24 protein-coding genes and 1 riboswitch are annotated in these 22,928 nt (G+C 40.5%); of the genes, 23 read left to right on the top strand and 1 reads right to left on the bottom strand.

From position 1 onward, the window contains the following. The first annotated feature begins 236 nt into the window (after positions 1-236). The 16 genes from QM374_RS05335 to QM374_RS05260 all read left to right on the top strand — a co-directional run bounded on the left by QM374_RS05335 (position 237) and on the right by QM374_RS05260 (position 15,384). Positions 237-413: a hypothetical protein gene (locus QM374_RS05335; protein ID WP_414311092.1), complete on the top strand. Its 177-nt coding sequence runs from the start codon at positions 237-239 to the stop codon at positions 411-413. A gap of 11 nt (positions 414-424) precedes the next feature. Next, positions 425-883, top strand: a complete 459-nt coding sequence (locus QM374_RS05330) for a hypothetical protein (protein WP_414311091.1) — start codon at positions 425-427, stop codon at positions 881-883. Positions 884-984: 101 nt separating this feature from the next. Continuing rightward, positions 985-1,488, top strand: a complete 504-nt coding sequence (locus QM374_RS05325; protein ID WP_414311093.1) for a hypothetical protein — start codon at positions 985-987, stop codon at positions 1,486-1,488. A 486-nt stretch (positions 1,489-1,974) separates the two neighbouring features. Continuing rightward, entirely contained in the window at positions 1,975-2,394 is a 420-nt protein-coding gene (locus QM374_RS05320) for a DUF1492 domain-containing protein (RefSeq protein ID WP_414311090.1), read from the top strand. A 242-nt stretch (positions 2,395-2,636) separates the two neighbouring features. Next, a complete protein-coding gene (locus QM374_RS05315) occupies positions 2,637-3,065 on the top strand; it encodes a DUF1492 domain-containing protein (RefSeq protein WP_414311089.1) in 429 nt (142 codons plus the stop codon). Next, on the top strand, positions 3,052-3,390 hold the full coding sequence (locus QM374_RS05310; protein WP_414311088.1) for a hypothetical protein: 339 nt from the start codon (positions 3,052-3,054) through the stop codon (positions 3,388-3,390). The genes QM374_RS05315 and QM374_RS05310 overlap by 14 nt, the downstream gene beginning before the upstream one ends. A 794-nt stretch (positions 3,391-4,184) precedes the next feature. Next, positions 4,185-7,016: an excinuclease ABC subunit UvrA gene (gene uvrA, locus QM374_RS05305; RefSeq protein ID WP_414311087.1), complete on the top strand. Its 2,832-nt coding sequence runs from the start codon at positions 4,185-4,187 to the stop codon at positions 7,014-7,016. Then, positions 7,009-8,070, top strand: coding sequence for a M24 family metallopeptidase (locus QM374_RS05300; RefSeq protein WP_414311086.1), 1,062 nt, complete (start codon positions 7,009-7,011; stop codon positions 8,068-8,070). The genes uvrA and QM374_RS05300 overlap by 8 nt, the downstream gene beginning before the upstream one ends. 53 nt (positions 8,071-8,123) lie before the next feature. Beyond that, positions 8,124-8,277: riboswitch (M-box (ykoK) riboswitch) on the top strand. A 192-nt stretch (positions 8,278-8,469) separates the two neighbouring features. Then, on the top strand, positions 8,470-11,130 hold the full coding sequence (gene mgtA / locus QM374_RS05295) for a magnesium-translocating P-type ATPase (RefSeq protein WP_414311085.1): 2,661 nt from the start codon (positions 8,470-8,472) through the stop codon (positions 11,128-11,130). Between the two features lie 135 nt (positions 11,131-11,265). Continuing rightward, positions 11,266-11,664: a transcriptional regulator Spx gene (spx, locus tag QM374_RS05290; RefSeq protein WP_000591165.1), complete on the top strand. Its 399-nt coding sequence runs from the start codon at positions 11,266-11,268 to the stop codon at positions 11,662-11,664. 66 nt (positions 11,665-11,730) lie between these two features. Beyond that, complete coding sequence (locus QM374_RS05285; protein WP_414311084.1) at positions 11,731-12,303, top strand: SP0191 family lipoprotein; 573 nt, start codon at positions 11,731-11,733, stop codon at positions 12,301-12,303. A 96-nt stretch (positions 12,304-12,399) separates the two neighbouring features. After that, positions 12,400-12,666 carry an IreB family regulatory phosphoprotein gene (locus tag QM374_RS05280; protein WP_414311083.1) on the top strand — a complete coding sequence of 89 codons (267 nt, stop codon included), beginning with the start codon at positions 12,400-12,402 and terminating at the stop codon, positions 12,664-12,666. 3 nt (positions 12,667-12,669) lie between these two features. Next, positions 12,670-13,089, top strand: coding sequence for a Holliday junction resolvase RuvX (gene ruvX / locus QM374_RS05275; protein WP_414311082.1), 420 nt, complete (start codon positions 12,670-12,672; stop codon positions 13,087-13,089). A gap of 15 nt (positions 13,090-13,104) precedes the next feature. Further along, a complete protein-coding gene (locus QM374_RS05270; protein WP_000017624.1) occupies positions 13,105-13,410 on the top strand; it encodes a DUF1292 domain-containing protein in 306 nt (101 codons plus the stop codon). A gap of 213 nt (positions 13,411-13,623) precedes the next feature. Continuing rightward, the gene (locus QM374_RS05265) at positions 13,624-14,874 is read left to right on the top strand and encodes a bifunctional folylpolyglutamate synthase/dihydrofolate synthase (protein ID WP_414311081.1); all 1,251 of its coding nucleotides are present in this window, start codon (positions 13,624-13,626) and stop codon (positions 14,872-14,874) included. Positions 14,875-14,958: 84 nt separating this feature from the next. Further along, complete coding sequence (locus QM374_RS05260) at positions 14,959-15,384, top strand: SP_0198 family lipoprotein (protein ID WP_414311080.1); 426 nt, start codon at positions 14,959-14,961, stop codon at positions 15,382-15,384. 129 nt (positions 15,385-15,513) lie between these two features. Here QM374_RS05260 and QM374_RS05255 read toward each other — a convergent pair whose 3' ends face one another. Next, the gene (locus tag QM374_RS05255) at positions 15,514-16,326 is read right to left on the bottom strand and encodes a Cof-type HAD-IIB family hydrolase (protein WP_414311079.1); all 813 of its coding nucleotides are present in this window, start codon (positions 16,324-16,326) and stop codon (positions 15,514-15,516) included. A 196-nt stretch (positions 16,327-16,522) separates the two neighbouring features. Here QM374_RS05255 and QM374_RS05250 point away from each other — a divergent pair, with 196 nt between their 5' ends. From QM374_RS05250 to QM374_RS05220, 7 genes are all read left to right on the top strand, one after another. Further along, a complete protein-coding gene (locus tag QM374_RS05250; RefSeq protein WP_414311078.1) occupies positions 16,523-17,944 on the top strand; it encodes an NCS2 family permease in 1,422 nt (473 codons plus the stop codon). An 86-nt stretch (positions 17,945-18,030) separates the two neighbouring features. After that, complete coding sequence (gene tsaE, locus QM374_RS05245) at positions 18,031-18,474, top strand: tRNA (adenosine(37)-N6)-threonylcarbamoyltransferase complex ATPase subunit type 1 TsaE (RefSeq protein ID WP_007555495.1); 444 nt, start codon at positions 18,031-18,033, stop codon at positions 18,472-18,474. Further along, positions 18,464-18,985 (top strand): N-acetyltransferase family protein, encoded by a 522-nt coding sequence (locus QM374_RS05240; protein ID WP_414311077.1) that lies wholly within the window; start codon positions 18,464-18,466, stop codon positions 18,983-18,985. The genes tsaE and QM374_RS05240 overlap by 11 nt, the downstream gene beginning before the upstream one ends. 4 nt (positions 18,986-18,989) lie before the next feature. Next, a complete protein-coding gene (gene brpA / locus QM374_RS05235) occupies positions 18,990-20,009 on the top strand; it encodes a biofilm formation/cell division transcriptional regulator BrpA (RefSeq protein ID WP_371560725.1) in 1,020 nt (339 codons plus the stop codon). Between the two features lie 79 nt (positions 20,010-20,088). Further along, positions 20,089-21,357, top strand: coding sequence for a competence/damage-inducible protein A (locus QM374_RS05230; RefSeq protein WP_371607900.1), 1,269 nt, complete (start codon positions 20,089-20,091; stop codon positions 21,355-21,357). 41 nt (positions 21,358-21,398) lie between these two features. Further along, positions 21,399-22,553, top strand: a complete 1,155-nt coding sequence (recA, locus tag QM374_RS05225; RefSeq protein WP_001085523.1) for a recombinase RecA — start codon at positions 21,399-21,401, stop codon at positions 22,551-22,553. Between the two features lie 171 nt (positions 22,554-22,724). Further along, positions 22,725-22,919, top strand: a complete 195-nt coding sequence (locus tag QM374_RS05220) for a PspC domain-containing protein (protein WP_371607899.1) — start codon at positions 22,725-22,727, stop codon at positions 22,917-22,919. The last annotated feature ends 9 nt before the right edge of the window (positions 22,920-22,928 follow it).

The following is a 22,928-nucleotide window of genomic DNA, read 5'->3' as shown; positions in this document are numbered from 1 at the left end:
TAGCTGACGTAAAAAGTGGGTTTTAGGAACCACGATATTATACAAACTAGAATAAGGACTGACATCCATAGTTAACTGATTATCAAGCATCATTTCACCTCATCTCTAGTATAACAAAAAAGCCATCAATTTGATGACTTTTTCAGTGGGCTCGGAATTACTGACTTTATTTTTTATACACTTTCAAAAACAAGTGTATAAAATTTTCAAGAAGCGTATAAAAAAGGAGCTAAAAAATGAAAGTCAAGCTATTTTATCAGAAGCAAAAGCAAAGCCTGGAGGAATTTGAATCTCAAGTCAACGACTTTATGGCAAGCGTTGAAGTTGTGGATGTGAAATACACTGAAGCGACTGAAGGTGATTATGAGAATTTAAGTGCAACATTGGGTCTACTGATCCTATATAAAGAATAAGGAGGAAACCTATGATAGAACCAGCATACTTTGAACAGGCAGATCAAGAACTGGAGGAACTCAACCGTAAGCGTGACGATTTTATGGCGGATGTAACACCAGTGTGTCTTGAAGATACGCCTGAATTGATTGAACTAGGTGAGAAGCTCTGGGCAGAAGACACCAGCATAAACGCCTATGAGTTATACAGACACCCTGAAGCGCGTGCAAAGTTATTCGCCCAAATCGCGGAAGCCTGCTTCTTGCTGATTGCAGATAGTTCACCAGTACCAGTGCAGCCAACACAAGCACAGCGGATCCATTTTTGCGAGTACCTAGAAGGGCAGTTCCAGAATATCATTAAAAAGTTGATTGAAAGCACAGACAAGCAAGCTCTGGAGTCTTTACTTGAAGCCCTGCAACTGCCCAAAGAAAAACAAGCTCAGTTTATCCGTAATGTGGTAGTAAGCGGCTTACTCAGTGAAGAATAGCAGCAAAGAGGCACTAGCCTCTTTTTGTGGTTTCATTGCTACCTAACCCAATCAATTTGGGTTTTTCCATATATAGGAGTATTTTTGAACGAATGGAAGTTATAAAATCAATAACCATAGAGACATTTATAAAGCCAATGAAAAACAAGAATATTAGTCACGGTATTGCTGAGTTGGACGGTAGAAAACTAGAAATAGACCTAGATAACCTTTATATCACCTTTGAACGTGATCATTTTGATTTAGCGAGAATACCAGGAACCAAGGGAGGCAATCGCTACTTCTTTCTCTGTCCTATTTGTGGTAATCGATGCAGAAAACTCTATAAGAGACTTTTGCTATATGGTTGTGGATCATGCCAGAAAATACACAAATCAACACTGAACCGAAGTAAGACAGATTGCCAATACTATTGGGAGCTTGCTCTGAGGGAAGCTAGAAAGGTAGAACCAGGTTGGAGTCCCAAACGTGGAGGATATATGTTCGATAGTTTTCCTGAAAGACCAAAGTATATGAAACGTGACAAGTATTATAAGCATTATCAAAAGTTTGTGAACTACACCAGAAAAGGAGATAGTTTTTGGCTGAATGGATTGAGATTGTGAGACAATATGAAGTAGTTTTTTGGAACATTTTCAAACAAATCTAAATAAAGATCACAGTTACAACAGTTCAATTACAAGATATCTAACAGCTATGATTATGAGATAAGAGGCAGAGATACCCCCTTTATTTTTAGACGGGGGTATATTTTGCTAAAGTACAAGAACGCTGCCCTCTTTTGTGCAGAAAATTCCTTTTTTGAAATGTTTTTGAAGTTGGTAGCATGTGGTTTTACTAAGTGTTTAGCTTGATTTTTTGACCGATAAAGCTACTACTCAATTATCCAATTTTATAACATAGTGGGGGTGTTCCCCTATCCACGCACTTCTATGAACTTCACACCGTCATTGTACATTTTTTCTCACGGGAAATTACTTCCTAGGGAGTAAATGAACCTCGAGCGAAGCTAGAGAAAAAGCAAAAAGCCAAGGCTCTCCACCTCGGCAATAATTTCAACACAATTATTATATCATAGAGGAGGCCAAGGCATGACACCAGAGCAGGTAAAAGAAAAACTAGAGGGCGTTAAGTGGATAAACAAGGAGATCAAAGGCTTATATTTGGAATTGGAAGCCCTGGAAGGTGGGATTATCAAAAAGCCAACACTAAGCCATAGCAGGGTGCAGACAAGCAGAGAGAACAAGACAGAGGACAATCTTATAAGTGTTCTGAAGCTAAAAGAGGATACACTCCAGAGAATTGAGCGCCTTACCGAGGAAAGAATGGCAATATCTGGGCTAATCGATAAACTGGACAATCCGCTTGAGCGTTCTGTCCTAAGACTTTTTTACTTGAATGATCTTATAGTTTTGGAAGTCGCTGAAGAATTAGGTAAGTCTAAAACTTCGATATATCAGGCTAGAAAAGAAGCTATAGAACACTTGGCAGGTATGGCAAATGCAGATTGATTTTAGAACCAAAGAATGGTTAGGTTTTGATTAGGTTTTGGCAAGGTTTTGATTAGGTTTTACATTTTAAAATAGCAAGGCACAAGACCTTATTTTAGAGATAAAACACTAAGATTTCCTAAGATATAGATACTTTTAGAGACAAAGAACGTTAAGGGGGATATAATCGAACTCCTGGAAAACGTAAAAAAGACAGCACAGGGCTGACTCCTTTATAAATTATTCCTTAAAACTATTATACCATGAAGGAGTATCTTAAAGAAATAGAGGAACAACTAAAAAGAGTAAAGAAAGGGAACGACCTTATCCAGAGACTGCAACTAAAGTACCAGAGTTTAGACAATGGGCTATTATCTGGATCCAATCAATTCACTACAAGGGTAAAAACTAGCAAAACCAATACCACCGAGGATAATATACTGGAAACCTTGGAACTTAAAGATAAAATAGTGGAGCAAATACAAACTATTACTAGCGAACGTATGGAAGTAATGGACATGATAGATCAGTTAGATGATGTAGTTGAATGGTTGGTATTGGTAATGATATACTTTAATAATTTCCCTATGATAAAAATCTGTAATGATTTAAATTTTAGCAAAGTACAAATTTACAGAATTAAGAAAAAAGCCATTGAGAACTTGGACAAGGTAAAAAATGCAAATCGATAAAAAAGAGACAGTCAAACAGGTATACAGATTTCTAAAAAGCTATCACTCATTGATTAAATTGAGCCTAGATGGTCAAGATGGAGCGTTTAGAGCTAAAGCTGAGGAGTTGGTGGGTGTGATTGATTTTTACAAGGATAATCTGGATGATTTAAGGCGCGAGATATTCGCTAATCTCTTTACAAGAAGAGTAGGGGAGAGATTAAAGCTATGGCAGTTATATGAGACACTAGAAATTGATAAAGCTGAGTATGAACGTCTTAAGGTTGAGATACTGCTAGACTTTGCTAAAATCTATCGTGATGGTGCTCTGTTAGTATATGAGTAGGCCTAGGCTTCCTATTTGCCCCCTATTTCGCTCTGTTTTGGAGCGGACGAGTAAAAACGGAAGTTATAGAACATTTTGCAGAGACGGGGTTATAATATTTTCTTGGTAGTAGGTGATGAAATCATAGATATTTTTGAAAGAAAAAAGAGAGCACACACCCCCAACAGCCGAAGCCTTTAATGTAGGAGGTAGTAACTCTCATTGCTTAGATTATAACTTAAAAAACTTTTAAATACAAGAACATTGAGACTCTACTCTTTGGAGATAACCTGAACATCAATAAATAGAAAATGTGATATAATAAAAACATAAAGGATAGAGGTTGAAAAGCATCCGCCTCCAACGCGCCACTTAGTTAGTGGGTCGAGAAATGCGGGCGACATTCGGCGGTCCCGCCTATCCTTCCTTATAGCCAAGCCCTTAGAAGCAAATCTGAGGGCTTTTGTAAGGCTATAGTCTTATATACCACGCGCTTCATGGTATAATATACCTATCAGCAACCAGCAATTAAAAAAGCACGTTTGACCGTGCTAGTTTCTTGCCTGCTGAACTCATCAAATCCTAGCCCTTTTGTGGGGCTTTTTTGCTCCCCTTTTTGCGTACTTTGGGGGAACAAGTAGTAAATAGTAATGTTAGTGATTTTTATTAAAAAGTGCGTGATATAAGGGTTAGAGAACTCTAAGGAAACATAAAATTAGAAGATTTTTATTATACTACAAAATCGGCTTTTTTGGTAATAGAATTTCACTTTTTTTGGTATAATGGAAAGCAACAATGGACTAGAAAGAAGTAATATGCAAGATAAGATTGTCATCCATGGGGCTCGCGCCCATAATTTAAAAAATATAGATGTGGAAATTCCGCGTGACAAGCTAGTTGTGGTGACGGGACTATCTGGATCAGGAAAGTCTAGTTTAGCCTTTGATACCCTTTATGCAGAAGGGCAACGTCGCTATGTTGAAAGTCTGTCAGCCTATGCTCGTCAGTTCTTGGGCAATATGGAAAAGCCAGATGTGGATTCTATCGATGGTCTCAGCCCTGCCATTTCCATTGACCAGAAAACGACTAGTAAAAATCCACGTTCGACGGTTGGGACAACGACGGAAATCAATGACTATCTACGTCTTCTCTATGCTCGGGTAGGGACACCCTATTGTATCAATGGACATGGGGCTATCAAGGCTTCGTCTGTAGAGCAGATTGTGGACAAGGTTTTGGAATTGCCAGAGCGCCAGCGTCTGCAGATTTTGGCTCCTGTTGTTCGTAAGAAAAAAGGTCAGCATAAGACGCTGATTGAAAAGATTCAAAAGGATGGTTACGTCCGTGTCCGTGTCGATGGGGTTGTTTACGATGTGACCGAAGTTCCTGAACTTGAAAAGAATAAACAACACAACATTGACGTGGTGGTAGACCGTATCATCATCAAGGATGGTATCCGTAGTCGTCTCTTTGATTCGATTGAAGCAGCGCTTCGTATCGCTGAAGGTTATGTAGTTATTGATACCATGGATGATTCAGAGTTGCTCTTTTCAGAACACTATGCTTGTCCAGTATGTGGATTTACGGTTCCAGAGTTAGAACCTCGTCTCTTCTCCTTCAATGCACCGTTTGGCTCCTGTAGTGAGTGTGATGGTTTGGGAATCAAGCTAGAGGTTGATACGGACTTGGTAGTGCCAGATGCTAGCAAGACTCTTCGCGAGGGCGCTTTGGCGCCTTGGAACCCGATCTCTTCTAACTATTATCCAAACATGCTGGAACAAGCCATGACAGCCTTTGGAGTGGATATGGATAGGCCTTTTGAGGACTTATCTGAGGCGGATAAACACCTCATTTTCTATGGTTCAGATGGGAAAGAATTCCATTTCCACTATGAGAATGAATTTGGTGGAGTTCGTGATATCGATATTCCATTTGAAGGTGTTGTCAATAATATCAAGCGTCGCTATCATGAAACCAATAGCGACTACACTCGTACACAGATGCGTCTCTATATGAACGAGCTGACTTGTGGCACTTGTCATGGTTATCGTCTCAATGACCAAGCCTTATCTGTTCGTGTAGGGGGAGAGAAAGGACTCCATATCGGAGAAATTTCAGACCTCTCCATCGCAGACCATTTGGAAGTTATTGACCAGTTAACTCTATCTGAAAATGAGGCTATTATTGCTCGTCCTATCCTGAAGGAAATCAAGGACCGCTTGACTTTCCTAAATAACGTGGGCCTTAACTATTTAACGTTATCCCGCTCGGCAGGAACCCTATCAGGTGGGGAGAGTCAACGTATTCGCTTAGCGACCCAGATTGGTTCCAACCTCTCAGGAGTTCTCTATATCCTTGATGAGCCATCCATCGGTCTTCACCAGAGGGACAATGACCGTTTGATTGCCAGTCTGAAAAAGATGCGTGACTTGGGCAACACTCTCATCGTGGTAGAACACGATGAAGACACCATGCGAGAAGCCGATTATCTGATTGACGTTGGCCCTGGTGCAGGTGTCTTTGGTGGAGAAATTGTTGCGGCGGGAACGCCTAAGCAGGTAGCTCGCAACAGCAAGTCCATCACAGGACAGTATCTATCAGGAAAACGCGCGATTCCTGTACCGTCAGAACGCCGTGTTGGAAATGGTCGTTTTATCGAAGTGACAGGTGCGCGTGAGAACAACTTGCAAAACATCACCGCTCGTTTCCCACTAGGAAAGTTCATTGCGGTGACAGGGGTATCTGGTTCAGGGAAGTCTACCCTCATTAACAGCATCCTCAAAAAAGCTATTGCACAAAAGCTCAATCGCAATTCAGACAAGCCTGGTAAGTTTAAGATGATTACAGGAATCGAACATATCGATCGTCTGATAGATATTGACCAGAGTCCAATTGGACGAACGCCAAGGTCTAACCCTGCCACCTATACGGGAGTTTTTGACGATATACGTGACCTCTTTGCCCAGACAAATGAAGCCAAGATTCGTGGCTACAAAAAGGGTCGTTTTAGTTTCAATGTCAAGGGTGGGCGCTGTGAAGCCTGCTCGGGTGATGGGATTATCAAGATTGAGATGCATTTCTTGCCAGATGTATACGTAGCTTGTGAAGTCTGCCATGGAACTCGTTACAATAGCGAAACCCTGGAAGTTCACTACAAGGAAAAGAATATCTCGCAAGTCTTGGATATGACAGTCAATGACGCAGTAGAATTTTTCCAACACATTCCGAAAATTCAACGCAAACTCCAGACTATCAAGGATGTAGGTCTAGGTTATGTGACCTTAGGACAACCAGCTACGACACTTTCTGGTGGAGAAGCGCAGCGTATGAAGTTGGCTAGCGAACTCCACAAGCGCTCGACAGGTAAGTCCTTCTACATTTTAGATGAACCGACAACTGGTTTGCATACTGAGGACATCGCTCGACTACTCACCGTTTTGTCTCGCTTTGTCGATGATGGCAATACAGTTCTCGTCATTGAGCACAATCTGGATGTTATCAAAACAGCAGACCATATTATCGACCTAGGACCAGAAGGTGGTGTTGGCGGTGGTACTATTATCGCAACAGGGACACCAGAGGAAGTAGCTGCTAATGAAGCTAGCTATACAGGACAGTATTTGAAAGGAAAGTTACATCATGAATAAACGTGTACAAGCATTTTTAGATAAAATGCAAGAAAAAGAACTAGATGGAATCATTATCAATAACCTTAAAAATGTCTACTATTTGACAGGATTTTGGGGTTCAAATGGGACAGTCTTCATCAGCCGTGACCGTCAGGTCTTGGTGACAGATGCCCGCTATATCATCGCTGCCAAGCAAGAAGTAACCGGTTTTGAGATTTTTGCAGAGCGTGATGAATTAGCTACTATCGCAAAGATTGCAAAAGATATGGGCCTTTCTCGTATCGGATTTGAAGATGAGATTTCAGTTTCTTATTACCATCGCATGCAAACCGCCTTTGAAGGTTTGGAATTACTTCCTCAGACTCAGTTTGTTGAAGCACTTCGTATGATTAAGGATGAGACAGAAATTGCGACTATTCGTAAGGCTTGTTCCATCTCAGACCAAGCTTTCCACGATGCTCTTGACTTTATCAAGCCAGGTAAGACAGAAATTGAAATTGCCAATTTCCTTGACTTCCGTATGCGTGAGCTGGGAGCGGCAGGTTTGTCTTTTGACACAATCTTAGCGAGTGGAATCAACTCTTCTAAACCTCATGCCCACCCAATGCATAAGCCAGTAGAACTAGGTGAAGCTATTACCATGGACTTCGGCTGCCTTTACGAGCATTATGTGAGTGATATGACTCGTACCATCTACCTAGGCCATGTCAGCGACGAACAAGCAGAAATCTACAACACTGTTTTGAAAGCCAACCAAGCCTTGATTGACCAGGCTAAGGCTGGCTTAGGTTTCCGTGACTTTGACAAAATCCCTCGTGATATTATCATTGAGGCAGGTTATGGAGACTACTTTACTCACGGTATCGGACACGGTATTGGGCTGGATATTCATGAGGAACCATACTTTAGCCAAACATCTACAGAAACTATTAAGGCGGGTATGGCATTGACAGATGAGCCAGGTATCTATATCGAAGGCAAATATGGCGTTCGTATCGAAGACGACATCCTGATTACAGATACCGGCTGTGAATTATTAACCCTTGCTCCAAAGGAATTGATTGTTATCTAAAGAAAATGAGATAAATCGTTGACTTTTACTAGTTAAAGGTTTATACTGAAAGGCGAAAACGGTAGGTGAGGCTACCATAGGGATACGGATGACTACCGCAAAGCAGTGGAGACACTACTCGTTGGTCAACAGTCCTGGTCGCGAAGGTCAAGACTAAGCTCATTACATCGCCCTATGGAGTTAAAGCTTGAACGAAAACGGATAATAAGTTTTTTAGTCCTGCCATTTTATGGCAGGATTTTCTGCTATTTTAGAACAAAGAAAGGAGACAAACGATGCAAATTGACGATCATCCAGAACCGCACATACACAGCCAATCGCTGATTTGTGTCGTTTTGTCCTTATAAAGTGATTGGACTCTGTGTATGAAATCACCATTCATACAGATAGGAGAAACCAATGAAAACTACAAAAGAAAGACTAGCAGCAGCTATTCAAACTCCATTTAAAGATAGTCTAGCTTTTTACCATACAAGTCTAAAAGGCTTAGATTCAGAACAAGTCGAAGAAAATCGTGACCTATATGGGGAAAACACCATCACCAAGGGTCAAGAGGATTCCATCTTTAAGAAAATTTATGAGTCCATTATCAATCCTTTCACAATCATTTTGCTTGTGATTGCCTTTATCTCTCTCGTTACAAATGTCTGGCTTGCCAAACCTGGACAAGAGGATCCAACGACTTCTATCATTATCGTTGTCTTGGTTTTGATTTCAGGAGGGATCCGTTTTGTCCAAGAATTGCGGAGCGACAAGGCAACAACCAATCTTTCAAAAATGATTGTCAACACTGCAACTGTTATTCGTGATGGTCTTGAACAAGAGTTACCCATCGATGAGTTGGTTGTAGGAGATCTCGTGAAATTGAGTGCGGGAGATATGATTCCTGCAGATGTTATCTTGTTTGAATCCCGCGACTTTTTCGTTCAACAGTCAGGTTTGACTGGAGAAAGCGATGCAGTCGAAAAGCTTGCTTTAAATAAAGCTACTAATCAAAATGTAGAGAGTCTTTTAGAAGCAGAATCCTTGGCATTCATGGGGACAAACGTTATCTCAGGAAGTGCTACAGCTATGGTTCTCGCTGTTGGTGATGACACCATGATGGGAGCTATTGAGCAAACTCTCAACACCTATGATGAGCCAACTTCTTTTGAACGTGAAATGAACAGCATTTCTTGGCTCTTGATCCGCTTGATGCTTGTCATGGTTCCGATCGTGTTTTTCGCAAATGGGTTGACTGATGGAGACTGGCTAGAGGCTGGAGTCTTTGCCTTGAGCGTCGGTGTCGGACTTACACCAGAAATGCTTCCAATGATTATCACAGCCAGCTTGGCCAAAGGTTCCATTATTATGGCCAAGGAAAAGGTGGTCATCAAAAAACTCAATGCTATCCAGGACTTAGGAGCAATCGATATCCTATGTACGGATAAAACTGGAACTCTAACGCAAGATGAGATTGTCTTAGAATATCCCTTGGATATCCATGGTGATTTGGATATGGCGGTCTTAAGAAGAGCTTATCTAAATTCACATTTTCAAACAGGTTTGAAAAACTTGATGGATCGTGCCATCATCAGTAGAACTGAAAAAGAAGCTAAAGAACACGTTATTCTACAAGATTTGGATAACATCTTCCAAAAGATTGATGAACTGCCTTTTGACTTTGAACGCAGACGCATGAGTGTCATCGTCAAAGATGACAGCAATGTCGTTAGTATGGTTACCAAAGGCGCTTTAGAAGAAATGTTGAACATTTCGACTCATGTGGAATATCGCGGAGAAATCATTCCCCTAACCGAAGACATTCGCCAAGAAGTATTAGCAGAAGTTGGTCAATTAAACCGTCAAGGTTTGCGTGTTTTAGGTGTTGGTTACAAGTCAGGTCTACGTGAAGATTATGCCTATGCTGTGACTGATGAAAGTGACATGATCCTTACAGGTTACCTTGCCTTTTTGGATCCGCCAAAACCATCTGCAGCACCCGCTATTCAAGCTCTGCTTGAGCATGGTGTCAAAACAAAAATTTTAACTGGGGATAACGAAAAAGTAACCCAAGCCATTTGTGAAAAGGTTGGTTTGGACGTTGAGCATATGCTCTTAGGGGCTGACATTGACCAAATGACAGACCAAGAATTGGCAGAAGCGGTTGAAAGTGTAACAGTATTTGCTAAATTGTCTCCTGATCAAAAAGCCCGTATCATTTTACAGTTAAAGAAAAATGGTCATGCCGTTGGTTATATGGGAGATGGAATCAACGACGCTCCATCCATGAAGGTGGCTGATGTTGGAATTTCTGTAGATACAGCAGTCGATATCGCTAAGGAAACAGCGGATGTTATTTTGCTAGACAAGGATCTCATGGTCCTTGAAACTGGTATCGTTGAGGGCCGTAAGGTCTACGCCAACATGACCAAGTACATCAAGATGACCGTTAGTTCAAACTTTGGGAATATCTTCTCACTCCTTGTTGCGAGTATTTTCTTACCATTTTTACCAATGGCTCCTGTTCATCTCATTGTCCTAAACCTAGTCTATGATTTGTCTTGTGTGGCATTGCCATTTGATAATGTGGATCAAGACTTCCTTAAACAACCCCATACATGGGAAGCAAAATCCATTACGCGATTTATGGTTTGGATGGGACCAATCTCATCTGTCTTTGATATTTTGACCTTTATCTTCCTCTACTTTATCATTGTTCCATTGGTGACAGGTCATCATTATGTCCATGGATCTGAATCTGCCCTTCAGTTTATTATCTTATTCCAAACAGGATGGTTCATCGAATCAATGTGGTCTCAAACCATGGTCATCCATATGCTTCGTACAGCAAAAGTTCCTTTTGTACAAAGCAGACCAGCTTGGCTTGTGATTTTGATGACTCTGGTTGCAGCCTTCTTCGTAACCAGTTTACCTTATGGACCACTGGTAAATATCCTTCGTCTAGCACCCTTAGGACTTCCTTACTTCGTGTTCTTAATCTGTATTATTTTCTTGTATATGTTTAGCGTTACAGTTATTAAGAAATTTTACATTAAGAAATATAAAGAATGGTTATAGTTCGTGTTTTGTCAAGAAAAAAGTTCAAAAATTGCCCAAAAAGTTAAAATTTTTTAAAAATAGGTCGCAAGTCCGATGTTTTTTATGGTATAATAGTCTAAACTGATAGTAACATGTAGCGAAAGGGGTAGGTACATGATCAAAATTTATACAGTCTCAAGTTGTACTAGCTGTAAAAAAGCGAAGACCTGGCTCAATGCCCACCAGTTAAGTTATAAAGAACAAAACCTCGGTAAGGAAGGAATCACGAGAGAAGAACTACTTGATATTTTGACAAAAACAGACAATGGAATTGCAAGTATCGTATCATCGAAAAATCGTTATGCAAAGGCTCTTGGTGTTGATATCGAAGATTTGAGTGTCAATGAAGTGCTCAACCTGATTATGGAAACACCACGTATCTTGAAAAGTCCAATTCTTGTAGATGAGAAACGCCTACAAGTCGGCTATAAAGAAGACGATATCCGTGCCTTTTTGCCACGCTCTGTCCGTAATGTGGAAAATGCAGAAGCGCGTTTACGTGCGGCTCTATAAAACATCAAGGCTGGGAGTGACTCCTGGCCTTCTCTAATATTTAAATTGGATAACATGTGAGGATTTATGAAAAAGTTAGTCATTGGAACATTCGCAGCACTATTTTTGCTCGTTGGATGTGGTCAGAAAAAAGAAACAGCAGCTTCAACTACTGAGAGTTCTCAAGAAGCCCTACAGTCTACCTTGCCCGTATTAGAAAATGCAAGCAAGAATACAGTTGTTACCAAGACCTTGGTTTTGCCAGCTGATGAGAGTGGTGCTCAGCAAACTCAAATCATTACCTACAAAGGCAATCAATTTTTAAGCTTGACCATTCAGCAGAAACGTCCTGTATCAGAAGACTTAAAAACTTATATTTCTGAGCGAGGATTAGATGAAGCTAAAAAAGCTCTAAAAGAAGCTGAGGATAAGGATGAGTCTGTTCAAGTGGCTCGAAAAATTTCAGGATTTACCATTGAAACGACTCTTTTAAATGAGAAAGAAATGGAAACCAAGACTAGCTATGATTTCCAAACGATGGATATTAAAAAAGCCAGTGAAAACGAATACTTGAAGAATGTTGGACTGGAAAATCTATTGAAAAACGAACCAGAGGACTATATTGCTAATCGTGTTGCAAATGGGGCAACAGTCCAGTAGAAAGTCATAGAAAATCAACAGAATCAGACTGTGTGATTTGTAGAACGACCGCGAATGTGCTATAATAGTACTATTCTAAGGAAAGAGGGTGTTAGAATGGGATTTACTGAAGAAACCGTACGTTTTAAATTGGACGATTCCAATAAAAAAGAAATCAGTGAAACATTGACAGATGTCTATGCTTCTTTGAGTGAAAAGGGCTATAACCCTATTAACCAGATTGTGGGCTATGTTCTCAGTGGAGACCCAGCTTACGTTCCTCGTTATAACAATGCACGAAATCAAATCCGTAAGTATGAGCGAGATGAAATCGTTGAAGAACTGGTTCGCTACTACCTTAAAGGACAAGGAGTCGATCTATAATCTATGAGAATTATGGGATTGGACGTTGGTTCAAAAACGGTAGGGGTAGCGATTAGCGATCCGTTAGGTTTTACGGCACAAGGGCTTGAAATCATCCAAATCAATGAAGATCAAGGTCAGTTTGGTTTTGAACGCCTCAAGGAACTCGTTGAAACCTATAAGGTAGACCGTTTTGTTGTTGGTTTGCCTAAAAATATGAACAATACCAGCGGGCCGCGCGTGGAAGCCAGTCGAGCCTATGGAGCCAAACTAGAAGAACTCTTTGGTCTACCGGTAGAGTATCAAGATGAACGCCTAACTACGGTCGCTGCAGAGCGTATGTTGATTGAGCAAGCGGATATTAGTCGCAATAAGCGCAAAAAAGTTATTGATAAATTAGCCGCTCAATTGATTTTGCAAAATTATTTAGATAGAAAATTTTAAGACAGAGGAGAAACTATGTCACACGATCACAACCACGATCACGAAGAACGTGAACTTATTACACTTGTAGATGAGCAAGGAAACGAAACTTTATTTGAAATCCTTTTGACTATTGATGGAAAAGAAGAATTTGGTAAAAACTATGTCCTTCTTGTACCAGTTAATGCAGAAGAAGATGAAAACGGCGAAGTTGAAATTCAAGCTTATTCATTCATCGAAAATGAAGATGGAACAGAAGGCGAATTGCAACCAATCCCTGAAGATTCAGAAGATGAATGGAACATGATTGAAGAAGTCTTCAACAGCTTTATGGAGGAGTAAAAACGTCCAGTGGACGTTTTTAGCCCAGTTTCTTAAAATAAGAGAGAACTGGTAAGTTCGGGAGACTGTATCAGCCCAGTTCCTTGAAATAAGAGAGAACTGGTAAGTCCAGTGAACGTTTTTAGCCTGACGCTAAAAATAAAATTTAGCTAGTATCTAGCAAAATGAGTAAAAAGCGAAGAGAATCTTCGCTTTTTTGTTAAGGAGATAAGCATGATTGAAGTAGAAAAATGGCTTCATAGTCGAATCGGTTTGAATTTCAGATCAGGTTTGGGGCGGATGCAGAGGGCAGTAGATTTACTGGGGAACCCTGAGCAAGCCTATCCTATTATCCATGTGACAGGGACAAATGGAAAAGGTTCAACCATTGCCTTTATGAGAGAGCTCTTTGTTTCTCATGGTAAGAAGGTGGGGACCTTTACTTCGCCCCACATTGTTAGCATCCATGATCGGATTTGTATCAATGGTCAACCCATATCGGACGCAGACTTTATCCGTTTGGCAGATCAAGTCAAAACAATGGAGCAAAGACTTCTAGAAACACATGACCAGTTGTCTTTTTTTGAGTTGTTAACCGTGATTGCTTTGCTTTATTTTAAAGAACAAGGGGTGGATCTAGTTCTATTAGAAGTTGGAATTGGTGGCTTGCTTGACACGACCAATGTGGTGACTGGAGAGATCGCAGTTATTACATCAATCGGCCTAGATCACCAAGAGACCTTGGGCAATAGTCTGGAAGAAATCGCTGAACAGAAAGCAGGAATTTTTAAGCTAGGAAGAGCAGCAGTGATTGCAAACTTAGCTCCTGAAGCCCAGCTCGTTTGTCAAAAGATAGCAGAAGATTTAGATGTAACTCTCTATCAAGCTGACCGAGATTTTTCTTTCAAATCAGGAGATTTTTCTTCTTCTCTAGCGGATTTGACCCGACTAAAACTGGGTTTGGAAGGAGCTTATCAAGAGGAAAATGCCGCCCTTGCTTTGCAGGCATTTCTGTTGTTTATGACAGAGAGAGGTGAAAAGGTCAATGAGGAAGTTATCCGGTGTGCTCTGAAAACAACCAGCTGGGCTGGGCGTCTAGAAGCTGTTACGGAGCACATTTATTTGGATGGGGCTCACAATTTACCGGCTTTAGAGCGGTTGGTTGAATTTATCCAGAAAAAAATTCAGCAAGGTTGTCACCCTCAAATCCTTTTTGGAGCTTTAAAGCGTAAGGATTATAGCGGAATGTTAACTTATTTGACAGATCATTTACCTGATACAGCTCTCTATGTGACGAGCTTCGACTATCAAGGCTCTTTGGAGGAGCAGGATTTGAGTGGCTATCATAGAGTTGCTTCCTATCGAGATTTTATAGATAATTTTGATAGTTCTGCAGGGGAGAAAGAGTTACTGTTTGTGACAGGTTCTCTCTACTTTATATCAGAGGTCCGTGCCCACCTCTTGGGTTATGAATCTATTGATTGACCTCCCTTCCCTTATTTGATATAGTTGAGGTGGAATGTTTCAGCAACTTTTGCTACTTTTAGCCGCCAAAAGAAAGGAGCTATCATGACATTAAAAAGATTCACACTTTCTCTTGCCACTTTGGCAAGTCTTAGTCTTTTGGTTGCTTGTTCAACAAAAGAACAAACAACTTCGGCACCACAAACAAGCACTAGTTCAGAAGTGATAACAAGTCAGGTATCTGAGTCAACAACAGCTAGCGCTACGAATGCTCCAGTCATCAATATAGATGGTACCTATAAGGGGCAAGATGAGGGAGATAGCATTACTCTCGTTGTTACTGGTAATACTGGAACATGGACAGAAGTTGAAGCTGATGGTGATCAGGAAATTAAAAAGGTCACTTTTGAACCAGAAAGTCAGAGAGTCTTTATTGGAGATGATATCAAGGTTTATGTAGCTGAGGGCAATCAAATTATTATCGATGACATGGACCGCGACGTTTCTGATCGTATCGTTTTAAAGAAATAGACATCATTTGTTGGGATTTGGATCTGTAAAAGACGGATTCAAGTCCTTTTTTCATTGACTTTGAGCTCAAAAAAATTCCATACTTTTAAGGTAGCTAATGTCTACCACAAAAGTATAGAATGAGTGAAATTAAAGAAATCGTTCTTGTAAAAACTGAGCGACGCCATCTTCGTCGTTGGTTAATGGTAGTTGCTCGTCTGCGAAAGGTAACAGAGCAGGATTTGCGTTTTTCATGGCATATCCTTTACCTGCAAAAGAAAGCATTTCTTGGTCATTATGTTCGTCACCAAAGGCAATCAAATTCTGTTTGTCTATATTCATGACATTGAGAAGATATTCAAGGGCAAAGGCCTTGTGAACTCCTTTGGGAGTGCATTCAAGGATATTTAAGGGGCCACCCCAAGTATTAATATTGAGTTGGTGCTTGTAGAAGCTGTTCATCTCTTCAGCCAGTGCATATTTATCGTCTGCCCTAGTTTGTAATAAAATACAGTTAGGCCCCTTGGTCACTAAATCAGACTGGAATTGATTTTCTGGGCGAAAGTTTTCAACACCAAATAATTTAGGGTTGGCAATTTCTTTGTCTGGTGCTGTAATGTAAAACTTTTTACGGTATTCACCTGCGATAAAGTCTGCCTCAATATCCTCTTTTCGTTTCACGATATCCAAGAGGTATTTTTTGTCCACAGTCAGACACTTTTCATGTTTCCAAACCTTACCAGGCAGGTGAGTGAGTGAACCATTGAAATTGATCATAGGCGTTTCAAGTTCAAGCTGGTCATAAAAATCTTTAGCCATACGATAAGGGCGACCAGTTGCGATAACAACTTGGTGGCCTTTTTTAGAAATTTTCTTAATCGTTTCAATAGTAAAATCAGAAAGTTGGCTTTCAGAGTTGAGCAAGGTTCCGTCCAAATCGACGGCAATCATTCTTTTAGTCATAAAATCCTCCCGAATCTAGTTTCAGATAAGATGTTTTCTATTATATCAGAAAGTGACTAGAAAAGCTGATAATAAGCGAAAATAGAGACAATAATATCTAATAAGAATTTTTAAAATTAGAAAAAACATCTTGAAAATATGAATGATTGGTGATATAATAGCATTATTGTTCGTAAAATGACAAAGGAGATTAAAAATGGACAAACTATTTAAACTAAAAGAGCACGGGACAGATGTCCGTACAGAGGTTCTTGCTGGTTTAACAACTTTCTTTGCAATGAGTTATATTCTCTTTGTAAACCCTCAAATGCTTTCACAAACAGGAATGCCTGTTCAGGGTGTATTCTTGGCGACAATTATCGGTTCTGTTGTGGGAACTTTGATGATGGCCTTCTATGCTAACTTGCCATATGCGCAAGCTCCAGGTATGGGACTAAATGCCTTCTTCACATTTACCGTCGTATTTGGGATGGGTTATAAATGGCAAGAAGCCCTTGGAATGGTCTTCATCTGTGGAATTATTTCATTGATTATTACATTGACCAATGTTCGTAAAATGATCATCGAATCTATTCCTACAACTCTTCGTTCAGCTATTTCAGCTGGTATTGGGGTTTTCCTTGCTTATGTTGGGATTAAGAATGCTGGTCTCTTGAAATTCTCGATTGACCCAGGTACTTATACAGTAGCAGGTGAAGGAGCAGATAAGGCTCAAGCAGCACTTACTGCAAACTCAGCAGCTGTTCCAGGATTGGTAGACTTCAACTCTCCAGCTGTCTTGGTAGCTCTTGCAGGTATTGCCATTACTATCTTCTTCGTTGTTAAGGGGATCAAAGGTGGTATCATCCTTTCTATTTTGACAACGACAGTTCTTGCGATTGCTGTTGGTCTTGTTAATTTGTCTAGCATTGACTTTGCAAGCAATAATCTTTCATCAGCAGTTAACGACCTAGGAACTTTGTTTGGTGCTGCTCTTGGTTCAGAAGGATTGGGATCTCTGATTTCAAACACTTCTCGTTTGCCAGAAACCTTGATGGCCATTCTTGCTTTCTCATTGACAGATATTTTTGATACTATCGGTACTCTTATCGGTACTGGTGAAAAAGTTGGTATCATTGCAACAAGTGGTGAAAACCATGAGTCAGCTAAATTGGATAAGGCTCTTTACTCTGACTTGGTGGCAACTTCAGTAGGTGCCATTGCAGGTACTTCAAACGTTACAACTTATGTTGAGTCTGCAGCGGGTATCGGTGCTGGTGGACGTACTGGTTTGACAGCTTTGGTTGTTGCCATCTGTTTTGCCCTATCAAGCTTCTTTAGCCCACTTCTAGCAATCGTTCCAACAGCTGCAACTGCACCAATTTTGATTATTGTCGGAATTATGATGCTCTCTAACTTGAAAAATATTCCTTGGGATGATATGGCTGAAGCTGTTCCAGCCTTCTTCACATCTATCTTTATGGGATTCAGCTACTCAATCACACAAGGGATTGCCGTTGGTTTCTTAACTTATACTTTGACGAAGGTTGTCAAAGGTCAAGTGAAAGATGTGCATGTCATGATTTGGATTTTGGATGCCTTGTTTATCTTGAACTACATCAGTATGGCTCTTAACTAATGACAAAAACTAAAAAAAGAGGGGAGTCTCCTCTTTTTTTGTTGATGGAAATATCACAAAATAAAACTTTTTGGTATAATAATTACATGTACACAAAAAATGAAGATGAGTTGGTTGCACTTGGGGAAAAACTAGGGCACTTGTTAGAAAAAAATGATGTGTTGATTTTGACTGGTGAATTAGGTGCTGGGAAAACAACGCTAACAAAGGGTCTGGCTAAGGGATTAGGCATTCATCAAATGATTAAGAGTCCTACTTATACCATTGTTAGAGAATATGAAGGACGTCTACCCTTGTATCACTTAGATGTTTATCGCATCGAAGGGGATGCAGATTCTATCGACTTGGATGAATTCCTTTTTGGTTCAGGTGTAACGGTTATTGAGTGGGGACATCTATTGGGGGAAAATCTTCCATCGGATTATCTGGAGTTAGAAATCCTTAAAAAAGATGAGGGACGAGAGATTGTCTTTCATGCTCATGGCCAAAGAGCGACAGAACTTTTGAAAGGATTGACGGATGGAGTATGATCTTTTAATCCGTGAAGCGGAAGCCCAGGATTCTTCAGCGGTCATTGCTCTCTTAGATCAAATTGGTCAAGAGACTAGTTTTACCAGTCTGGATGAAAATGGGATTGCAATGAGTGAGTCTGAAATGCAACATTTTTTGGATAAGCAGGCCCAGTCGGATAATCAAATTACCCTACTCGCTTTTTTGAATGATGAGTTAGTAGGAATCATCAATATAACAGCTGATCAACGTCCGCGAGTCCGTCATATTGGAGATATTTTTTTAGGAATAAAAAAAGCTTACTGGGGAAATGGTCTCGGTAGTATCTTGATGGAAGAAACTATTGAATGGGCCAAATCAAGTGGTAGTATTCGACGGTTACAATTGACAGTTCAAAAAAGAAATCTTGCTGCGGTGCATCTGTATGAAAAAATGGGCTTTAACATAGAAGGATTACAGGAACGTGGTGCTTGTATAGAAGGAGGAGAGTTTCTAGATGTTTACCTGATGGGTCAACTGATAGATGAATAAAAGTATGGCAAAAAAGATAATCGGAATGTTTTTAGGCTTTGTTCTTGTGACAGTACTTGGTGTGGGAGCTTATGCCTATACGATTTACCAACAGAGTACGCAGACTTTGGCTAAAACCTATAAAAAAATCGGAGAAGAAACCAAGGTGATTGAAGCGACCGAACCTCTGACAATTTTGCTTATGGGAGTGGACACAGGGAATGTTGAACGTACAGATCCATGGGCTGGTAATAGTGATTCAATGATCTTGGTGACGGTGAATCCTAAAACCAAGAAGACAGTCATGATGAGTTTGGAGCGGGATATTCTCACACAAATCCAGCAGCCAGATGGTAGTGTAACGGAGGCTAAACTCAATGCTGCCTACGCCAATGGTGGAGCAGAGTTGTCTATTTCAACGATTCAAAAAATGATGAATATCCATATTGACCGTTATGTGATGGTCAACATGCATGGACTTCAAAGAATGGTTGATGCTGTAGGTGGTATTACAGTGAACAATACTCTTGGCTTCCCAATTTCTATTCAAGACCAGGAACCATTTAATACGATTTCTATCGGTGTTGGTGAACAAAAGCTAAATGGTGAAGAAGCCCTTGTTTATTCACGTATGCGTTATCAGGATCCAGAAGGAGATTATGGACGTCAAAAACGTCAGCGTGAAGTGATTCAAAAAGTTGTCGAGAAGATTCTTAGTTTGAACAGTGTGAGCCACTACCAAGAGATTTTGAAGGCTCTTAGTGACAATATGCAGACAAATATCGAAATTACAACGACAACGATTCCTCAGTTGATGGGTTATCAAGATTCATTTAAGAATATTGAGTCTCAGCAATTGCGTGGAGAGGATGCAATGCTTCAAGGGACATCTTACCAAATCGTGACATCTGAGCATATGTTAGAGATGCAAAATCTTTTACGCCGTTCGCTCGGGCAACCAGAGGTTACGAATTTGGAGACCAATATAGTCTTGTATGAGAATCTTTTTGGCCACTTGCCACCATCTTCTGAGGAGTCAGAATAACAAGAAACTATCCATCAAATCGTAGGAATTATCCTGCGATTTTTTCAAAGAAATCCGAATAGGTAAGTAGGAGGAAAAAATGAAAGCAGAAATTATAGCTGTTGGAACAGAGATTTTGACAGGTCAGATTGTCAATACCAATGCGCAATTCTTGTCTGAAAAATTGGCTGAAATCGGTGTAGATGTCTATTTTCAGACAGCTGTAGGAGATAACGAGGCTCGTCTCTTATCCTTGTTAGAAATTGCTCAGAATCGCAGTAGTCTAGTCATTTTAACAGGTGGCTTGGGACCGACGGAAGATGATTTGACCAAGCAAACTTTGGCCCAATTTTTGGGACGCGACTTGACTTTTGATCCTCAGGCTCAGGCTAAGCTAGATGACTTTTTTGCTCATCGACCAGACTATGCTCGTACTCCAAATAATGAACGCCAGGCTCAAATCGTTCAAGGTTCAACTCCATTACCAAACGAAACAGGACTGGCAGTCGGTGGTATGATCGAGGTGGCTGGGGTAACCTACGTTGTTCTACCAGGACCTCCAAGTGAATTGAAACCTATGGTCTTAAATGAGTTGCTTCCAAGATTGACAACGGGATCTAAGCTCTATTCACGTGTGCTACGTTTCTTTGGGATTGGTGAGAGCCAGCTAGTGACCATTCTATCAGATTTGATTGACCAGCAGACGGATCCAACCTTGGCACCTTATGCTAAAACTGGGGAAGTGACCCTTCGATTATCGACCAAGGCTAAGAGTCAAGAAGAAGCGGATCGTGTTCTAGATACTTTAGAACAAAAAATCCTTGAAAGAGAAACCTTTGAGGGTGTTTCACTTCGAGAAATTTGCTATGGCTATGGGGAAGAAACCAGTTTGGCTAGCCTGGTAGTAGAAGAGTTGAAAAAGCAAAAGAAAACTATCACTGCAGCAGAAAGCTTGACTGCAGGTCTTTTTCAAGCTACTTTGGCTGATTTCTCAGGTGTATCTGCTATCTTTAAAGGTGGTTTTGTGACCTATAGCCTTGAAGAAAAAGCTAAGATGCTTGATATTCCAAATGCTGAATTGGAAAAACACGGAGTCGTCTCAGCCTTTACTGCTGAAAAAATGGCTGAACAGGCGCGAATCAAGACTCAGTCAGATTTTGGCATTAGTTTGACAGGAGTGGCTGGACCAGATAGCCTAGAAGGTCAACCAGCAGGTACAGTCTTTATCGCTTTGGCGCAAGCTTCGGGGACAGAAGTTATCCAGGCCAATATCGCAGGTAGAAGTCGTGCAGATGTGCGAGAAATTGCAGTCTTACATGCTTTTAACCTAGTTCGCAAAGCTTTATTAAGTGCTGGAGATTTGTTATAATAGAAGAAGGTCTAAGGACTATTAGAATACAGGAGAATAAAATGGCGAAAAAACCAACAAAAAAATTAGACGAAATTGGCAAAAAATTTGGTGCTGATCGTGAAAAAGCCCTAAACGATGCCCTTAAATTGATTGAAAAAGATTTCGGTAAGGGATCAATCATGCGCTTGGGTGAACGTGCAGAGCAAAAGGTCCAAGTGATGAGCTCAGGTTCTTTGGCTCTTGATATCGCACTCGGATCAGGTGGTTATCCAAAGGGACGTATCATCGAAATCTACGGTCCAGAATCATCTGGTAAGACAACAGTAGCCCTTCACGCTGTAGCGCAAGCCCAAAAAGAAGGCGGAATTGCTGCCTTTATCGATGCGGAGCACGCGCTTGACCCAGCCTATGCAGCAGCGCTTGGTGTTAATATCGATGAATTGCTCTTGTCACAACCAGACTCAGGGGAGCAAGGTCTTGAAATTGCTGGGAAATTGATTGACTCAGGTGCAGTTGATCTTGTTGTTATCGACTCAGTTGCTGCCCTTGTACCTCGTGCAGAAATCGATGGAGATATCGGAGATAGCCACGTTGGTCTTCAAGCTCGTATGATGAGCCAGGCTATGCGTAAACTCGGAGCTTCTATTAATAAGACTAAGACAATTGCTATCTTTATCAACCAATTGCGTGAAAAAGTAGGAGTTATGTTTGGTAATCCAGAGACAACTCCTGGTGGACGTGCTCTTAAATTCTACGCTTCTGTCCGTTTAGATGTTCGTGGAAGCACACAAATCAAGGGAACTGGTGACCAAAAAGATACTAGCGTAGGTAAGGAAACCAAGATTAAGGTTGTTAAAAACAAGGTGGCTCCACCATTTAAAGAAGCCTTTGTTGAAATCATGTATGGTGAAGGAATTTCAAGAACTGGTGAGCTCTTGAAGATTGCAAGTGATCTTGACATCATCAAGAAGGCAGGAGCATGGTACTCTTATAAAGACGAAAAGATCGGTCAAGGTTCTGAAAATGCTAAGAAATACTTGGCGGATCACCCAGAAGTCTTTGACGAGATTGACCACCAAGTTCGTGTCAAGTTTGGCTTGATTGAAGATGATGCGGTAGCTGATGAAAAAGTTGCACCTGTGGAATCAGAAGTAGCTAATCAAGAAGTGACTCTTGACCTTGGCGATGATCTTGAAATCGAAATTGAAGATTAAAAAGTAAAAGTGGCGGAGGAATCCCCACTTTTTTTGCTATATGAGAATAAAGAAACAAGGTTATGAGAGCAGGAATGACAGATTTTCACAGTAAAAATGAGGAAGACTATTGCAAAAGATTTGATGATAAAATAAATTGAAAATAAAAGTAATACCAAGGAGATTGTTGGTATGGAAAAACGTTTAGTTCGCAATGTTCAAGAGAAAAAAATTGCTGGTGTTTGTGCAGGGCTTGCTGACTATTTAGATATTGATGCAACACTTGTTCGTGGGCTTTGGATTCTCTTCACACTACTAGGTGGATCAGGAATTCTTGCCTATCTCATTCTCTGGCTCATCATGCCAGAAGCTGGAACAAAAGCGTAAACTTAGTGA

This window comes from Streptococcus infantis (genome assembly GCF_047465525.1).
Lineage (GTDB): Bacteria > Bacillota > Bacilli > Lactobacillales > Streptococcaceae > Streptococcus > Streptococcus infantis_R.
The sequence above is the reverse complement of the archived record's forward strand: the minus strand, read 5'-3'. Positions and strand labels throughout refer to the sequence as shown.

What these genes read in the sequence shown, in the direction of transcription:
- QM374_RS05335 (WP_414311092.1), top strand. Translation starts at nt 237, where the DNA reads ATGAAAGTCAAGCTATTTTATCAGAAGCAAAAGCAAAGCCTGGAGGAA.
- QM374_RS05330 (WP_414311091.1), top strand. Translation starts at nt 425, where the DNA reads ATGATAGAACCAGCATACTTTGAACAGGCAGATCAAGAACTGGAGGAA.
- QM374_RS05320 (WP_414311090.1), top strand. Translation starts at nt 1,975, where the DNA reads ATGACACCAGAGCAGGTAAAAGAAAAACTAGAGGGCGTTAAGTGGATA.
- QM374_RS05315 (WP_414311089.1), top strand. Translation starts at nt 2,637, where the DNA reads ATGAAGGAGTATCTTAAAGAAATAGAGGAACAACTAAAAAGAGTAAAG.
- QM374_RS05310 (WP_414311088.1), top strand. Translation starts at nt 3,052, where the DNA reads ATGCAAATCGATAAAAAAGAGACAGTCAAACAGGTATACAGATTTCTA.
- uvrA (WP_414311087.1), top strand. Translation starts at nt 4,185, where the DNA reads ATGCAAGATAAGATTGTCATCCATGGGGCTCGCGCCCATAATTTAAAA.
- QM374_RS05300 (WP_414311086.1), top strand. Translation starts at nt 7,009, where the DNA reads ATGAATAAACGTGTACAAGCATTTTTAGATAAAATGCAAGAAAAAGAA.
- mgtA (WP_414311085.1), top strand. Translation starts at nt 8,470, where the DNA reads ATGAAAACTACAAAAGAAAGACTAGCAGCAGCTATTCAAACTCCATTT.
- spx (WP_000591165.1), top strand. Translation starts at nt 11,266, where the DNA reads ATGATCAAAATTTATACAGTCTCAAGTTGTACTAGCTGTAAAAAAGCG.
- QM374_RS05285 (WP_414311084.1), top strand. Translation starts at nt 11,731, where the DNA reads ATGAAAAAGTTAGTCATTGGAACATTCGCAGCACTATTTTTGCTCGTT.
- QM374_RS05280 (WP_414311083.1), top strand. Translation starts at nt 12,400, where the DNA reads ATGGGATTTACTGAAGAAACCGTACGTTTTAAATTGGACGATTCCAAT.
- ruvX (WP_414311082.1), top strand. Translation starts at nt 12,670, where the DNA reads ATGAGAATTATGGGATTGGACGTTGGTTCAAAAACGGTAGGGGTAGCG.
- QM374_RS05270 (WP_000017624.1), top strand. Translation starts at nt 13,105, where the DNA reads ATGTCACACGATCACAACCACGATCACGAAGAACGTGAACTTATTACA.
- QM374_RS05265 (WP_414311081.1), top strand. Translation starts at nt 13,624, where the DNA reads ATGATTGAAGTAGAAAAATGGCTTCATAGTCGAATCGGTTTGAATTTC.
- QM374_RS05260 (WP_414311080.1), top strand. Translation starts at nt 14,959, where the DNA reads ATGACATTAAAAAGATTCACACTTTCTCTTGCCACTTTGGCAAGTCTT.
- QM374_RS05255 (WP_414311079.1), bottom strand. Translation starts at nt 16,326, where the DNA reads ATGACTAAAAGAATGATTGCCGTCGATTTGGACGGAACCTTGCTCAAC.
- QM374_RS05250 (WP_414311078.1), top strand. Translation starts at nt 16,523, where the DNA reads ATGGACAAACTATTTAAACTAAAAGAGCACGGGACAGATGTCCGTACA.
- tsaE (WP_007555495.1), top strand. Translation starts at nt 18,031, where the DNA reads ATGTACACAAAAAATGAAGATGAGTTGGTTGCACTTGGGGAAAAACTA.
- QM374_RS05240 (WP_414311077.1), top strand. Translation starts at nt 18,464, where the DNA reads ATGGAGTATGATCTTTTAATCCGTGAAGCGGAAGCCCAGGATTCTTCA.
- brpA (WP_371560725.1), top strand. Translation starts at nt 18,990, where the DNA reads ATGGCAAAAAAGATAATCGGAATGTTTTTAGGCTTTGTTCTTGTGACA.
- QM374_RS05230 (WP_371607900.1), top strand. Translation starts at nt 20,089, where the DNA reads ATGAAAGCAGAAATTATAGCTGTTGGAACAGAGATTTTGACAGGTCAG.
- recA (WP_001085523.1), top strand. Translation starts at nt 21,399, where the DNA reads ATGGCGAAAAAACCAACAAAAAAATTAGACGAAATTGGCAAAAAATTT.
- QM374_RS05220 (WP_371607899.1), top strand. Translation starts at nt 22,725, where the DNA reads ATGGAAAAACGTTTAGTTCGCAATGTTCAAGAGAAAAAAATTGCTGGT.